At 43.1% G+C, this 14,782-nt stretch carries 16 protein-coding genes; all 16 read left to right on the top strand.

What is annotated here, in order from left to right:
- Positions 1–91 precede the first annotated feature (91 nt).
- A complete protein-coding gene (gene rnmV, locus JMN17_RS20995; RefSeq protein ID WP_148964455.1) occupies positions 92–652 on the top strand; it encodes a ribonuclease M5 in 561 nt (186 codons plus the stop codon).
- The gene (rsmA, locus tag JMN17_RS20990; RefSeq protein ID WP_087991881.1) at positions 645–1,523 is read left to right on the top strand and encodes a 16S rRNA (adenine(1518)-N(6)/adenine(1519)-N(6))-dimethyltransferase RsmA; all 879 of its coding nucleotides are present in this window, start codon (positions 645–647) and stop codon (positions 1,521–1,523) included. Before rnmV ends, rsmA begins: the two co-directional genes overlap by 8 nt.
- Before the next feature lie 160 nt (positions 1,524–1,683).
- A complete protein-coding gene (gene prtG / locus JMN17_RS20985) occupies positions 1,684–2,556 on the top strand; it encodes a sporulation-specific protease PrtG (protein WP_087991880.1) in 873 nt (290 codons plus the stop codon).
- 210 nt (positions 2,557–2,766) lie between these two features.
- Positions 2,767–3,027 carry a biofilm formation stimulator Veg gene (veg, locus tag JMN17_RS20980; RefSeq protein ID WP_003218330.1) on the top strand — a complete coding sequence of 87 codons (261 nt, stop codon included), beginning with the start codon at positions 2,767–2,769 and terminating at the stop codon, positions 3,025–3,027.
- A 161-nt stretch (positions 3,028–3,188) separates the two neighbouring features.
- Positions 3,189–3,374: a small, acid-soluble spore protein, alpha/beta type gene (locus JMN17_RS20975; RefSeq protein WP_003218333.1), complete on the top strand. Its 186-nt coding sequence runs from the start codon at positions 3,189–3,191 to the stop codon at positions 3,372–3,374.
- Between the two features lie 146 nt (positions 3,375–3,520).
- The gene (ispE, locus tag JMN17_RS20970; protein WP_087991879.1) at positions 3,521–4,390 is read left to right on the top strand and encodes a 4-(cytidine 5'-diphospho)-2-C-methyl-D-erythritol kinase; all 870 of its coding nucleotides are present in this window, start codon (positions 3,521–3,523) and stop codon (positions 4,388–4,390) included.
- Between the two features lie 55 nt (positions 4,391–4,445).
- Positions 4,446–5,303: a pur operon repressor gene (gene purR / locus JMN17_RS20965; protein ID WP_087991878.1), complete on the top strand. Its 858-nt coding sequence runs from the start codon at positions 4,446–4,448 to the stop codon at positions 5,301–5,303.
- Entirely contained in the window at positions 5,300–5,677 is a 378-nt protein-coding gene (gene ridA, locus JMN17_RS20960) for a 2-iminobutanoate/2-iminopropanoate deaminase (RefSeq protein ID WP_003218344.1), read from the top strand. The genes purR and ridA overlap by 4 nt, the downstream gene beginning before the upstream one ends.
- A 197-nt stretch (positions 5,678–5,874) precedes the next feature.
- Positions 5,875–6,168: a septation regulator SpoVG gene (gene spoVG / locus JMN17_RS20955; protein WP_087991877.1), complete on the top strand. Its 294-nt coding sequence runs from the start codon at positions 5,875–5,877 to the stop codon at positions 6,166–6,168.
- 191 nt (positions 6,169–6,359) lie between these two features.
- A complete protein-coding gene (glmU, locus tag JMN17_RS20950) occupies positions 6,360–7,730 on the top strand; it encodes a bifunctional UDP-N-acetylglucosamine diphosphorylase/glucosamine-1-phosphate N-acetyltransferase GlmU (protein ID WP_202329172.1) in 1,371 nt (456 codons plus the stop codon).
- A 22-nt stretch (positions 7,731–7,752) separates the two neighbouring features.
- Positions 7,753–8,706: a ribose-phosphate diphosphokinase gene (locus JMN17_RS20945; protein ID WP_064814082.1), complete on the top strand. Its 954-nt coding sequence runs from the start codon at positions 7,753–7,755 to the stop codon at positions 8,704–8,706.
- Positions 8,707–8,789: 83 nt separating this feature from the next.
- Positions 8,790–9,407: a 50S ribosomal protein L25/general stress protein Ctc gene (locus tag JMN17_RS20940; RefSeq protein WP_087991875.1), complete on the top strand. Its 618-nt coding sequence runs from the start codon at positions 8,790–8,792 to the stop codon at positions 9,405–9,407.
- 106 nt (positions 9,408–9,513) lie between these two features.
- The gene (gene pth, locus JMN17_RS20935; RefSeq protein ID WP_087991874.1) at positions 9,514–10,080 is read left to right on the top strand and encodes an aminoacyl-tRNA hydrolase; all 567 of its coding nucleotides are present in this window, start codon (positions 9,514–9,516) and stop codon (positions 10,078–10,080) included.
- Between the two features lie 59 nt (positions 10,081–10,139).
- Positions 10,140–10,370, top strand: a complete 231-nt coding sequence (gene fin, locus JMN17_RS20930; RefSeq protein ID WP_087991873.1) for an anti-sigma-F factor Fin — start codon at positions 10,140–10,142, stop codon at positions 10,368–10,370.
- Positions 10,371–10,439: 69 nt separating this feature from the next.
- The gene (mfd, locus tag JMN17_RS20925; RefSeq protein WP_087991872.1) at positions 10,440–13,973 is read left to right on the top strand and encodes a transcription-repair coupling factor; all 3,534 of its coding nucleotides are present in this window, start codon (positions 10,440–10,442) and stop codon (positions 13,971–13,973) included.
- 135 nt (positions 13,974–14,108) lie between these two features.
- The gene (spoVT, locus tag JMN17_RS20920; protein WP_202329171.1) at positions 14,109–14,645 is read left to right on the top strand and encodes a stage V sporulation protein T; all 537 of its coding nucleotides are present in this window, start codon (positions 14,109–14,111) and stop codon (positions 14,643–14,645) included.
- Positions 14,646–14,782: the final 137 nt, after the last annotated feature.

The following is a 14,782-nucleotide window of genomic DNA, read 5'->3' as shown; positions in this document are numbered from 1 at the left end:
GACAAAGTGTATTTTCTGCTTTATTAGACGCTCGACACAAGAAAAAGTTTCATGAATATACAAAAGTTTTTAATTTGTCTTGGAGGAAATAATGAAAATTAAAGAGATCATTGTGGTCGAGGGGCGTGACGATACGGCCCGCATCAAATTGGCTGTTGATGCAGACACAATTGAAACAAATGGTTCAGCCATCGATGATCATGTGATTGACCAAATCCGTTTGGCCCAGAAGACCAGAGGTGTCATTATTTTAACAGATCCGGATTTCCCGGGTGAGAAGATCCGCAAAACCATTTCAGAAGCTGTATCCGGCTGCAAGCATGCATTTTTGCCAAAACATCTTGCCAAACCTAAAAACAAGCGGGGAATTGGTGTGGAGCACGCATCGATTGAAAGCATTAGGGCATGTTTAGAAAACGTGCACGAAGAGATGGAAGCGCAGCCGAGTGACATTTCAGCTGAGGATTTGATTCATGCCGGGCTGATTGGCGGATCTGCGGCCAAACGCCGCCGCGAACGACTGGGTGATCTATTGAAAATCGGCTATACAAATGGAAAACAGCTTCAAAAACGGCTGCAAATGTTTCAAATTAAAAAAAGTGATTTTATGAGTGCGCTCGATACCGTTATGCGGGAGGAACAGAATGAATAAAGATATTGCGACACCGATAAGAACGAAAGAGATACTGAAAAAATACGGTTTTTCTTTTAAAAAGAGCTTAGGACAGAATTTCTTAATTGATACGAACATTTTAGACAGAATTGTCGATCACGCGGAAGTGACGGAGAAAACGGGTGTCATTGAAATCGGCCCGGGAATCGGGGCTTTGACCGAGCAGCTCGCCAAGCGGGCGAAAAAGGTCGCGGCATTTGAGATTGACCAGCGATTATTACCGATTCTAAAGGACACGCTGTCTCCTTACGACAATGTCACCGTCATTCATCAGGACGTATTAAAGGCTGACGTTAAATCCGTCATTGAAGAACAATTTCAAGACTGTGATGAAATCATGGTTGTAGCCAACCTTCCTTATTACGTGACAACGCCGATTATCATGAAACTGCTTGAAGAACATCTCCCGCTGAAAGGGATTGTGGTCATGCTGCAAAAAGAAGTAGCTGAGCGCATGGCGGCAGACCCTTCATCTAAGGAATACGGTTCACTTTCAATCGCAGTCCAATTTTATACAGAAGCCAAAACGGTGATGACCGTTCCAAAAACCGTGTTTGTTCCTCAGCCTAATGTAGATTCCGCAGTCATTCGGCTGATCCTCCGCGATGGCCCGGCAGTGGACGTGGAAAACGAAGCCTTTTTCTTTCAGTTGATCAAGGCAAGTTTTGCTCAGCGCCGTAAAACGCTGCTCAATAACTTAGTCAACAACCTGCCGGATGGAAAAGCACAAAAATCAAAGATTGAGCAAGTGCTGGAAGAGACAAATATTGACGGCAAGCGCCGTGGTGAATCTCTGTCTATAGAGGAGTTTGCAGCGCTGTCTAACGGATTGTATAAAGCCCTTTTTTAAAAGGGCTTTTTGTTTTGCGCACCACTTGGACTGCCGCTACATAGGCTAGAGAAGGACCTTAAATTCAATGAGAAGAAAAACTTGGACTCAGCGAAAAAAGGCGCTTTCTCAAGGCTCTTTCTTTCATGATGAGGCTTAGTCTATGTGTGGAGTGAGGAACGTGCAATTTCAAATAGGAGATATGGTAGCCAGAAAATCCTATCAAATGGATGTTTTGTTTCGCATTATAGGAATAGAGCAAACAAGCAAAGGAAATTCAATCGCTATTTTGCATGGTGATGAAGTCAGGCTGATTGCTGATGCAGATATTTCTGATCTTGTAGCAGTAAAAAAAGATGAGCAAATGATGCGGAAAAAGAAAGATGAGAGCAGAATGAATGAATCGCTCGAATTGCTCCGCCAAGATTATAAGCTGCTCAGAGAAAAACAGGAGTACTATGCGACAAGCCAGTATCAGCATCAGGAGCATTATTTCCATATGCCGGGCAAGGTGCTTCATTTGGACGGCGATGAAGCATATCTGAAAAAATGTCTGAATGTCTATAAAAAAATTGGAGTGCCCGTCTATGGCATCCATTGTCATGAAAAGAAAATGTCTGCTTCTATTGAAGAATTACTCGACAAATATCGACCTGACATCTTGGTGATAACAGGGCATGATGCGTACTCAAAGCAAAAGGGCGAGATTGATGATTTGAACGCGTACAGACATTCAAAGCATTTTGTTGAAACGGTTCAAAACGCCCGAAAAAAGATCCCTCACTTAGATCAGCTTGTTATTTTTGCGGGGGCTTGCCAATCCCACTTTGAATCGCTCATAAGAGCGGGGGCAAATTTCGCGAGTTCACCGTCAAGAGTAAACATTCATGCGCTTGATCCGGTGTATATCGTCGCGAAAATCAGCTTTACGCCGTTTATGGAACGAATTAATGTATGGGAAGTGCTCCGTAATACGCTGACAAGAGAGAAAGGGCTTGGAGGTATAGAAACAAGAGGAGTACTGAGAATTGGAATGCCTTATAAGTCCAATTAACAGATGAAAACCTGCATAGGAGAACTATGCGGTTTTTTTATTTTACATAATGATACATAATTTACCGAAACTTGCGGAAAATAATTAAGGAATCATAGAATTTTGTCAAAATAATTTTGTTGACAACGTCTTATCAACGTTGATATAATTTAAATTTTATTTGACAAAAATGGGCTCGTGTTGTACAATAAGTATAGTGAGGTGGATGCAATGGCGAAGACGTTGTCCGACATTAAAAGATCGCTTGATGGGAATTTAGGTAAAAGGCTGACGTTAAAGGCAAACGGTGGCCGCCGAAAAACGATTGAGCGCTCGGGCATTTTAGCTGAGACGTACCCTTCTGTTTTTGTGATACAACTAGATCAAGACGAGAACTCGTTTGAAAGAGTTTCATACAGTTATGCTGATATTTTGACTGAGACTGTTGAGCTGACTTTTAATGATGACGCCGCAAGCTCAGTGGCATTTTAACGGGCAGTGAACCTTTTGTTTACTGCTTTTTGTTTTGCCCTTTTTTTGTTTCCAGTAATTTTAACGAAAGTTTCATCTGTTATTAACAAAAGATAAAAACGGTCACATATTATCGTGACGTGCACGAATGGCTATCACTTCTAAAAAAGGGGTTGTTTCGTTTGGGCAGACGTCGTGGAGTTATGTCAGATGAGTTTAAATATGAGCTGGCTAAAGACCTTGGTTTTTATGACACAGTGAAAAATGGCGGCTGGGGCGAAATTCGCGCCCGCGATGCCGGTAACATGGTAAAGCGCGCCATTGAAATCGCTGAACAGCAAATGGCTCAGAATCAGAATAACCGATAAGGATGTGACCCGGGGGACGTGCAGTTCCCCGGTTTTTATTTTGGATATAAATACATAATAGGCTGCAATATGGATATGTTCATCCTGTACTTCAAATGTGATACAATGTTCATACTTATGTTTAGATGGAGAAGTAGGTGAAAGCTATGCGTATTTTAGAAAAAGCGCCAGCGAAGATCAATCTGTCACTTGATGTCACCCGAAAACGCCCGGATGGCTATCATGAAGTCGAAATGATCATGACGACGATTGATTTAGCGGATCGGATTGAATTGACGGAGCTGGCAGAGGATGAAGTGAGAGTCTCCTCCCACAACCGTTTTGTGCCTGATGATCAAAGAAACTTAGCTTATCAGGCTGCCAAACTGATCAAGGACAGATACAACGTAAAAAAGGGAGTTTCCATCATGATTACGAAGATGATTCCGGTGGCTGCTGGTCTTGCCGGCGGAAGCAGTGATGCGGCGGCGACGCTCAGAGGGCTGAACAGACTGTGGAATTTAAATCTCTCTGCAGAAACGCTTGCCGAGCTTGGAGCGGAAATTGGCTCCGATGTTTCATTTTGTATCTATGGCGGAACTGCACTGGCAACTGGACGCGGCGAGAAAATTAAACACATCAGCACGCCTCCGCACTGCTGGGTCATTTTAGCGAAACCGACAATCGGTGTTTCAACTGCTGAAGTGTACAGACAGCTGAAGCTGGATGATGTTGAGCATCCCGATGTACATGGCATGATTGAAGCTATAGAGGAAAAGAGTTTTCAAAAGATGTGCAGCCGTTTAGGCAATGTGCTCGAATCTGTTACGCTTGATATACATCCTGAAGTTGCGATGATCAAAAACCAGATGAAACGCTTTGGCGCAGACGCCGTGTTAATGAGCGGGAGCGGCCCGACCGTGTTTGGACTGGTTCAGTATGAGTCGAAGGTGCAGAGAATTTATAACGGGTTAAGAGGCTTCTGCGATCAGGTTTATGCGGTGAGAATGATCGGCGAACAGAACGCTCTTGATTAAATCCGTATGTTAAGTTATATTGATCTTAAAATATTCGGATTTTGGGGGTAAGTTCATGAAGTTTCGTCGCAGCGGCAGATTGGTGGACTTAACAAATTACTTGTTAACCCATCCGCACGAGTTAATACCGCTAACCTTTTTTTCTGAGCGGTATGAATCTGCAAAATCATCGATCAGTGAAGATTTAACAATTATTAAGCAAACCTTTGAGCAGCAGGGGATTGGTACTTTGCTTACTGTTCCCGGAGCTGCCGGGGGCGTCAAATACATTCCGAAAATGAAACAGGCTGAAGCTGAAGAGTTTGTGCAGACACTTGGACAGTCGCTGGCAAATCCTGAACGTATCCTTCCGGGCGGTTATGTATATTTAACGGATATCTTAGGAAAGCCATCTGTACTCTCCAAGGTAGGGAAGCTGTTTGCTTCTGTGTTTGCAGAGCGCAAAATTGATGTTGTCATGACCGTTGCCACTAAAGGCATCCCTCTGGCGTACGCGGCTGCGAGCTATCTGAATGTGCCTGTCGTCATTGTTCGCAAAGATAACAAGGTAACAGAAGGCTCTACAGTCAGCATTAATTACGTCTCAGGCTCATCAAACCGCATTCAAACGATGTCACTTGCGAAAAGAAGCATGAAAACGGGTTCAAACGTACTCATTATTGATGACTTTATGAAAGCAGGCGGCACAATTAATGGTATGATTAACCTGTTGGATGAGTTTAACGCAAATGTGGCGGGAATCGGCGTCTTGGTTGAAGCCGAAGGAGTAGATGAACGTCTTGTTGATGAATACATGTCACTTCTTACTCTTTCAACCATCAACATGAAAGAGAAGTCCATTGAAATTCAGAATGGCAATTTTCTGCGTTTTTTTAAAGACAATCTTTTAAAGAATGGAGAGACAGAATCATGACAAAAGCAGTCCACACAAAACATGCCCCAGCGGCAATCGGGCCTTACTCACAAGGGATTATCGTAAATAATATGTTTTACAGCTCAGGCCAAATTCCTTTGACTCCTTCAGGTGAAATGGTGAACGGTGATATTAAAGAGCAGACTCATCAAGTATTCAGCAACTTAAAAGCGGTGCTGGAAGAAGCAGGCGCTTCTTTAGAAACAGTTGTAAAAGCAACTGTATTTATTGCGGATATGGAACAGTTTGCAGAAGTAAACGAAGTGTACGGGCAATATTTTGACACTCACAAACCGGCGAGATCTTGTGTTGAAGTCGCGAGACTGCCGAAGGACGCCCTAGTCGAAATCGAAGTTATTGCATTGGTAAAATAATAATAAAAAGTGATTCTGGGTGACCCTCGGAATCACTTTTTTTATTTACCTTATGCCCGAAATAAAAGCGTTATGACCTAATTGTGTAACTATATCCTATTTTTTCAAAAAATATTTTAAAAACGAGCAGGATTTCAGAAAAAATCGTGGAATTGATACACTAATGCTTTTATATAGGGAAAAGGTGGTGAACTACTGTGGAAGTTACTGACGTAAGATTACGCCGCGTGAATACCGATGGTCGCATGAGAGCGATTGCATCCATCACGCTGGATCACGAATTTGTTGTTCATGATATTCGTGTGATTGATGGAAACAATGGTCTTTTCGTTGCGATGCCGAGTAAACGCACCCCTGATGGAGAGTTCCGAGATATTGCTCATCCTATTAATTCTAGCACGCGAGGGAAGATTCAAGATGCCGTGTTAAATGAGTATCATCGTATGGGTGACACTGAAGCATTAGAATTCGAAGAAGCTGGAGCTTCTTAAAAAATAACCAAAAAGCAAGGACTGCTGAAAGGGCTGACAAAAGCCTTTGCCGGCAGTCCTTTTTTAATTCTGATTTTTCAAACTTAATTGCACTCAATAGAAAATTCTTGCACTTCATGAAGTCTCCTTGAAATCAGAAGATATTTAGGATATATTTTTCTATGGATAAAAGGGATATTGGAGGCCAATAAATGGATAAGCGGTTTGCAGTTGTTTTAGCGGCTGGACAAGGAACAAGAATGAAATCGAAGCTTTATAAAGTCCTTCATCCAGTTTGCGGTAAGCCTATGGCAGAGCACGTCGTGGATGAAGCCTTAAAGTTATCTTTATCGAAGCTTGTCACGATTGTCGGACATGGTGCGGAAGAAGTGAAAAAGAAGCTTGGTGATAAAAGCGAGTATGCGCTTCAAGCAGAACAGCTTGGCACTGCTCATGCTGTAAAACAGGCACAGCCATTTCTTGCTGACGAAAAAGGCGTCACAATTGTCATTTGCGGAGATACGCCGCTTTTAACAGCTGAGACAATGGAACAGATGCTGAAAGAACATACACAAAGAGAAGCGAAAGCTACGATTTTAACTGCGGTTGCAGAAGATCCAACCGGATATGGACGTATTATTCGCAGCGAAAACGGAGCGGTTCAAAAAATTGTTGAGCATAAGGACGCCTCTGAAGAAGAACGTCTTGTAACTGAGATCAATACCGGTACGTATTGTTTTGACAATGAAGCGCTATTCCGGGCCATTGATCAGGTGTCTAATGATAATGCTCAAGGTGAGTATTATTTGCCGGATGTCATAGAGATTCTTAAAAACGAAGGCGAAACTGTTGCCGCTTACCAGACTGGTAATTTCCAAGAAACACTCGGAGTTAATGATAGAGTCGCTCTTTCTCAGGCAGAACAATTTATGAAAGAGCGTATTAATAAACGGCATATGCAAAATGGCGTAACGCTGATTGACCCGATGAACACGTATATTTCTCCTGACGCTGTTATCGGAAGCGATACTGTGATTTATCCTGGAACTGTGATTAAAGGTGAGGTGCAAATCGGAGAAGATACGATTATCGGACCTCATACGGAGATTATGAATAGTTCAATTGGCAGCCGTACGGTGATTAAACAATCGGTAGTCAATCACAGTCAAGTGGGGAATGATGTAAACATAGGACCTTTTGCTCACATCAGACCTGATTCTGTCATCGGGAATGAAGTGAAGATCGGAAATTTTGTTGAAATCAAAAAGACTCAATTCGGAGACCGAAGCAAGGCTTCTCATTTAAGCTATGTCGGTGATGCTGAGGTAGGCACAGATGTTAACTTGGGCTGCGGTTCAATAACTGTCAATTATGATGGAAAGAATAAATATTTGACGAATATTGAAGACGGCGCGTTTATCGGCTGCAATTCCAACTTGGTTGCCCCTGTCACAGTCGGAGAAGGCGCTTATGTTGCTGCGGGTTCAACTGTTACGGAAGATGTACCTGGAAAAGCGCTTGCTATTGCCAGAGCGAGACAAGTAAATAAAGACGATTATGTGAAAAATATTCATAAAAAATAATCCTAAATTCGGAGGTTTATCCATGTCTAATCAATACGGAGATAAGAATTTAAAGATTTTTTCTTTGAATTCGAATCCAGAGCTTGCAAAAGAAATCGCAGATATAGTTGGAGTTCAATTAGGGAAATGTTCTGTCACAAGATTTAGTGACGGGGAAGTCCAAATTAATATCGAAGAAAGTATTCGCGGATGTGACTGTTATATCATCCAGTCTACAAGTGCCCCCGTTAACGAGCATATTATGGAACTGTTAATTATGGTAGATGCGTTAAAACGCGCTTCTGCAAAAACGATTAACATTGTTATTCCTTATTATGGTTATGCGCGTCAAGACAGAAAAGCAAGATCCCGTGAGCCAATCACAGCAAAACTTTTCGCAAATCTGCTTGAAACAGCCGGTGCTACTCGCGTAATTGCGCTAGACTTGCATGCGCCGCAAATTCAAGGATTCTTTGATATACCGATTGACCACTTAATGGGTGTTCCGATTTTAGGAGAATATTTTGAAGGCAAAAACCTTGAAGATATCGTCATTGTTTCACCAGACCACGGCGGTGTGACACGCGCCCGCAAACTGGCTGACCGACTAAAAGCGCCGATTGCGATAATCGATAAACGCCGTCCGCGTCCAAACGTGGCGGAAGTCATGAATATTGTAGGTAATATCGAAGGGAAGACCGCTATCCTTATCGATGACATTATCGATACTGCAGGTACCATTACACTTGCTGCTAATGCGCTCGTTGAAAACGGAGCGAAAGAAGTATATGCATGCTGCACACACCCTGTACTATCAGGCCCTGCTGTTGAACGTATTAATAATTCAACAATCAAAGAGCTTGTTGTGACAAACAGCATCAAGCTTCCTGAAGAAAAGAAAATTGAACGGTTTAAGCAGCTTTCAGTCGGACCGCTTTTGGCTGAAGCCATTATTCGTGTTCATGAGCAGCAATCAGTCAGCTATCTGTTCAGCTAAACCGAATTTTGAGGTTTAAATCCTTATCGTTATGGGTATTGTTTGTAGTAGGACAATAAAACGATTATAGGATGGTGCTGAATATGGCAACTTTAACGGCAAAAGAAAGAACGGATTTTACTCGTTCGTCTCTTCGGAATATCCGTACTTCAGGACATGTTCCAGGTATCATATATGGGAATGACACGGGAAACAAACCTGTATCATTAGACAGTGTGGAGCTGATTAAAACGCTGAGGGACGAAGGTAAAAATACAGTCATCACGCTTGACGTCAGCGGAGAAAAACATTCTGTCATGGTGACAGACCTGCAAACGGACCCGCTGAAAAATGAAATCACTCACGCTGACTTTCAAGTGGTCAATATGAGTGAAGACATTGAGGTGGAAGTTCCGATTTATTTGACCGGAGAAGCCATCGGAGTGAAAAACGGAGGCGTATTGCAGCAGCCGCTGCATGCACTTACTGTAAAGGCAAAGCCAAAAGCCATTCCGCAAACGATTGAGGCTGATATTTCAAACCTTGATGTAAATGAGGTACTCACTATTGCGGATCTGGCTGCTGACGGTGACTACGCCTTTAATCAAGAATCAGATGAGGTCGTAGCTTCTATCCTTCCTCCGCAGCAACAGGAAGCAGCTGAGATAGATGAAGAGGAATCTGCCGATGCTCAGCCTGAAGGTGAAAACAAAGAACATTAATAGCTTAAGGCGTAACCCTCCCGCGGTTACGTCTTTTGTGCTAGAATGAGAAGAATTATAGCCCGCTATGCAGACGGGAGTTTATGTGACTAAGGGAGGATTCGCCATGCTTGTGATTGCCGGTCTCGGAAACCCGGGGAAAAACTATGAAAACACACGGCATAATGTCGGATTTATGGTGATAGATCAGCTTGCGAAGGAATGGAATATTGAGCTGAATCAAAATAAATTTAATGGATTATACGGAACTGGATTTGTTTCCGGCAAAAAGGTTCTACTTGTTAAACCGCTTACATATATGAATTTATCAGGAGAATGTTTGCGGCCTTTAATGGACTATTATGATGTCGAAAACGAAGATTTAACAGTCATTTACGACGATCTTGATCTTCCGGCTGGCAAGATCCGTTTAAGAACAAAAGGAAGCGCCGGAGGGCACAATGGCATCAAATCATTGATCCAGCATCTTGGAACATCCGAGTTTGACCGCATTCGCATCGGAATCGGCCGGCCTGTAAACGGTATGAAGGTCGTTGACTATGTGTTAGGCTCCTTCACCAAGGAGGAGGCACCTGATATAGGTGAAGCGATCGAAAAATCTGTGAAGGCTTGTGAAGCTTCTCTGAGCAAGCCGTTTTTAGAAGTCATGAACGAATTTAACGCAAAGGTATAAAATGAATCAACAAAGCCCATACTACACCAAAATAACTTTTTCATCAGGAGGTCCCTTGTATGGCTTTGCATTATTATTGCCGTCATTGCGGAGTGAAAGTAGGCAGTCTCGAATCTTCCATGGTATCGACTGACTCACTCGGTTTTCAGCACTTAACAAACGAAGAAAGAAACGATATGATTTCTTATAAAGAAAATGGAGATGTTCAAGTTTTGACAATATGTGAAGATTGCCAAGAGGCGCTTGACCGAAATCCGCATTACCACGAACATCACACATTTATTCAATAAAAAGCTTTGGTGTAGATACTAGACCAAAGCGTTTTTCTGTTCTCACAGGAAACAGAGAGGAGGGGCCATATGGACAACATTCAAACCTTTATAAAAGAAAGCGATGACTTTAAATCCATCATCAACGGTTTACACGAGGGGCTGAAGGAACAGCTGCTCGCGGGTCTGTCGGGTTCCGCGCGTTCTGTTTTTACTTCTGCCTTGGCTAATGAAACGAATAAGCCTATCTTTCTAATCACCCATAATTTATATCAAGCCCAGAAAGTAACGGATGATCTGACTGTACTCCTAGGGGATCGATCTGTCCTTTTGTACCCCGTCAATGAACTCATTTCATCAGAAATAGCAGTCGCAAGCCCCGAATTGCGGGCGCAGCGATTAGATGTCATTAATAGATTAACGAATGGAGAAGCGCCAATTGTCGTTGCTCCTGTAGCTGCAATCAGAAGAATGCTGCCGCCTGTAGAGGTGTGGAAAAACAGTCAAATGCTCATTCAAGTTGGCCATGATATCGAACCTGATCAGCTCGCATCACGGCTGGTAGAGGTAGGATATGAGCGGTCTGATATGGTGTCTGCACCCGGGGAATTCAGCATTCGCGGAGGAATCATTGACATATACCCGCTGACTTCAGAGCATCCGGTGAGAATTGAACTTTTTGACACCGAAGTGGATTCAATCCGCAGCTTTAACTCAGATGATCAGCGGTCAATTGAGACCCTTACCTCTATCAATGTTGGCCCTGCTAAGGAACTGATTATCAGATCTGAAGAAAAAGTTCGGGCGATGGAGAAACTTGATAAAGGCCTTGCCGCAAGCCTAAAAAAATTAAAGAACGACAAGCAAAAAGAAATTCTTCATACGAATATTTCTCATGACAAAGAACGCTTGTCTGAAGGTCAGACAGATCAGGAACTGGTGAAGTATCTCTCATACTTCTATGAAAATCCTGCTAGTTTACTAGATTATACACCTGATAACACACTTCTGATTTTAGATGAAGTCAGCCGAATTCATGAGATGGAAGAGCAGCTTCAAAAAGAAGAAGCGGAGTTCATAACAAACCTTCTTGAGGAAGGGAAGATTTTGCATGACATCAGTTTGTCATTCGACTTCCAAAAAATAGTATCTGAGCAAAAACGGTCTCTGCTGTACTATTCTTTATTTTTGCGGCATGTACAGCATACGAGCCCGCAAAATATCGTCAATGTGTCAAGCAGACAAATGCAGAGTTTTCATGGCCAAATGAACGTGCTTGCGGGTGAAATGGAACGCTTTAAAAAATCAAACTTCACCGTTGTATTCTTAGGTGCAAACAAGGAACGTACACAGAGGTTATCTTCTGTGCTGGCTGATTATGAAATCGAAGCCGCCGTGACGGACAGCAAAAAAGCGCTTGTTCAGGGACAGGTCTATATCATGGAAGGTGAGCTGCAATCGGGATTTGAGCTACCGTTAATGAAGCTTGCTGTTATTACAGAAGAAGAACTGTTCAAAAACCGTGTGAAAAAGAAGCCTCGTAAACAGAAGCTTACAAATGCGGAGCGCATCAAGAGCTATTCCGAGCTTCAAATCGGTGATTATGTCGTTCATATTAATCACGGGATCGGAAAGTATTTGGGGATTGAAACCCTTGAAATCAATGGGATCCACAAAGACTATTTAAACATTCATTATCAGGGAAGCGACAAGCTATACGTACCTGTCGAGCAAATTGACCAAGTGCAAAAGTATGTTGGCTCCGAAGGAAAAGAGCCGAAGCTGTATAAATTAGGCGGAAGCGAATGGAAGCGGGTCAAGAAAAAAGTAGAGACATCGGTTCAGGATATTGCGGATGACTTAATTAAGCTTTATGCCGAAAGAGAAGCGAGCAAAGGCTATGCGTTTACTCCTGATCAGGAGATGCAGCGGGAATTTGAATCGGCGTTCCCTTATCAAGAGACTGAGGATCAGCTCCGTTCCATTCACGAAATCAAAAAGGACATGGAACGAGAACGTCCGATGGACCGCTTGCTATGCGGAGATGTGGGCTATGGAAAAACAGAGGTTGCTATACGTGCTGCATTTAAGGCGATAAGTGACGGAAAGCAGGTAGCGCTGCTTGTTCCGACAACAATTTTGGCACAGCAGCACTATGAAACCATTACTGAGCGCTTCCAGGACTATCCGATTAATATCGGCCTGCTCAGCAGATTTAGAACGAGGAAAGAAGCGAACGAAACGCTCAAAGGATTGAAAAACGGTACTGTTGATATCGTCATCGGAACGCACCGGCTGCTATCCAAAGATGTCGTTTATAAAGACTTAGGGCTCCTCATCATTGATGAAGAGCAGCGTTTCGGTGTAACCCATAAAGAAAAGATCAAGCAGATCAAAGCCAATGTGGATGTATTAACATTAACCGCGACGCCTATTCCGCGTACGCTGCATATGTCTATGCTTGGCGTAAGGGATCTTTCAGTCATTGAGACTCCGCCGGAAAACCGCTTCCCCGTACAGACGTATGTTGTGGAATACAACGGCGCCCTTGTCAGAGAGGCGATTGAACGTGAGCTTGCGCGTGGAGGCCAGGTCTATTTCTTGTACAACCGGGTAGAGGATATTGAGCGGAAAGCGGATGAGATCTCTATGCTTGTCCCTGACGCTAAGGTAGCGTATGCGCATGGGAAAATGACAGAAAACGAACTAGAAACCGTTATGCTAAGTTTTCTTGAAGGAGAATCAGACGTTCTCGTTAGCACAACCATTATTGAAACCGGCGTAGACATCCCGAACGTCAATACGCTGATTGTATTTGACGCCGACAAAATGGGACTTTCTCAGCTTTATCAGCTGCGGGGGCGTGTCGGCCGTTCTAATCGTGTGGCGTATGCGTACTTTACGTACCGCCGCGATAAAGTACTGACAGAAGTTGCTGAAAAAAGGCTGCAGGCCATTAAAGAATTCACAGAGCTTGGTTCCGGTTTTAAAATCGCAATGCGTGACTTAACGATTCGCGGAGCCGGGAATCTTCTCGGCGCCCAGCAGCACGGCTTCATCGACTCGGTCGGATTTGACCTCTATTCACAAATGCTGAAGGAGGCCATTGAAGAGCGTAAAGGAGACACAGCGAAAACGGAGAAGTTTGAAACAGAAATTGATGTCGAGCTTGATGCCTATATTCCTGAAACTTATATTCAAGACGGAAAACAGAAGATTGATATGTATAAACGCTTCAGGTCTGTGGCTACAATCGAAGAAAAGAATGAACTTCAAGACGAAATGATCGACCGATTTGGAAACTATCCAAAAGAAGTTGAATACTTGTTTACTGTTGCAGAAATGAAGGTTCATGCGAAACATGAACGTGTTGAGCTGATTAAGCAGGATAAAGATGCTGTCAGATTGACGATTTCTGAAGAAGCAAGTGCTGAAATTGACGGACAGAAGCTGTTTGAGCTCGGCAATAAATATGGCAGACAAATCGGACTGGGAATGGAAGGAAAAAAACTCAAAATTTCCATACAGACGAAAGGCCGCAGTGCCGATGAATGGCTCGAAACCGTGCTGGGCATGCTGAAAGGCTTAAAAAATGTGAAAAAGCAAACCATTTCTTCAACGTAAATTTTGTTACTCTCTGGTGTATATTACATTTGATGTGACGGATACTAATTTCAAGCGAGGCGGAAGGTACATAAAGTAACTGCTTTAGGTCTTTCCCACATGTATATACCATCAAATGAAAGAGAGGCACCAGAGATGAAAGCAACCGGTATCGTACGTCGTATTGATGACTTAGGTCGGGTCGTGATTCCTAAAGAAATTCGCAGAACTCTGAGAATCAGGGAAGGCGATCCGCTTGAGATTTTTGTAGATCGTGACGGAGAAGTCATTTTGAAAAAGTACTCTCCGATCAGTGAGCTTGGAGACTTTGCAAAGGAGTATGCAGACGCGCTTTATGACAGTCTCGGACATTCAGTACTGATTTGTGACCGTGATGTCTATATTTCCGTGTCCGGCAGCTCGAAAAAAGACTACTTAAACAAGCCGATCAGTGAAATGCTGGAAAAAACAATGGATCAGCGCAGTTCCGTGCTTGAGAGTGATGCTAAAACAGTACAGCTTGTTAATGGCATAGATGAGGAAATGAATTCTTACACTGTCTGCCCGATTGTGGCGAATGGTGATCCGATAGGCGCCGTGATTATTTTTTCAAAGGATCAGACAATGGGCGAAGTAGAGCATAAAGCCGTTGAGACAGCAGCTGGATTTTTGGCGCGACAAATGGAACAGTAGGTCTTATTCCTTTTATCGAAAATAGGTATGAAAAGAACAGCTCTCCTGGGGACGCTGTTCTTTTTTCGTGCATGCCCAGAAAGGATTCCGAGGGTTGGGATGTGGTATAATAACCTCGTTTTTATTTGTGCCGCGGC

This window comes from Bacillus sp. RHFS10 (assembly GCF_016757475.1).
Classification (GTDB): domain Bacteria; phylum Bacillota; class Bacilli; order Bacillales; family Bacillaceae; genus Bacillus; species Bacillus subtilis_G.
The sequence above is the reverse complement of the archived record's forward strand: the minus strand, read 5'-3'. Positions and strand labels throughout refer to the sequence as shown.

Bases quoted from the DNA above. Each gene is read 5' to 3' on its own strand.
- rnmV (WP_148964455.1), top strand. From the start codon at position 92: ATGAAAATTAAAGAGATCATTGTGGTCGAGGGGCGTGACGATACGGCC.
- rsmA (WP_087991881.1), top strand. From the start codon at position 645: ATGAATAAAGATATTGCGACACCGATAAGAACGAAAGAGATACTGAAA.
- veg (WP_003218330.1), top strand. From the start codon at position 2,767: ATGGCGAAGACGTTGTCCGACATTAAAAGATCGCTTGATGGGAATTTA.
- ispE (WP_087991879.1), top strand. From the start codon at position 3,521: ATGCGTATTTTAGAAAAAGCGCCAGCGAAGATCAATCTGTCACTTGAT.
- purR (WP_087991878.1), top strand. From the start codon at position 4,446: ATGAAGTTTCGTCGCAGCGGCAGATTGGTGGACTTAACAAATTACTTG.
- ridA (WP_003218344.1), top strand. From the start codon at position 5,300: ATGACAAAAGCAGTCCACACAAAACATGCCCCAGCGGCAATCGGGCCT.
- glmU (WP_202329172.1), top strand. From the start codon at position 6,360: ATGGATAAGCGGTTTGCAGTTGTTTTAGCGGCTGGACAAGGAACAAGA.
- JMN17_RS20945 (WP_064814082.1), top strand. From the start codon at position 7,753: ATGTCTAATCAATACGGAGATAAGAATTTAAAGATTTTTTCTTTGAAT.
- JMN17_RS20940 (WP_087991875.1), top strand. From the start codon at position 8,790: ATGGCAACTTTAACGGCAAAAGAAAGAACGGATTTTACTCGTTCGTCT.
- pth (WP_087991874.1), top strand. From the start codon at position 9,514: ATGCTTGTGATTGCCGGTCTCGGAAACCCGGGGAAAAACTATGAAAAC.
- fin (WP_087991873.1), top strand. From the start codon at position 10,140: ATGGCTTTGCATTATTATTGCCGTCATTGCGGAGTGAAAGTAGGCAGT.
- mfd (WP_087991872.1), top strand. From the start codon at position 10,440: ATGGACAACATTCAAACCTTTATAAAAGAAAGCGATGACTTTAAATCC.
- spoVT (WP_202329171.1), top strand. From the start codon at position 14,109: ATGAAAGCAACCGGTATCGTACGTCGTATTGATGACTTAGGTCGGGTC.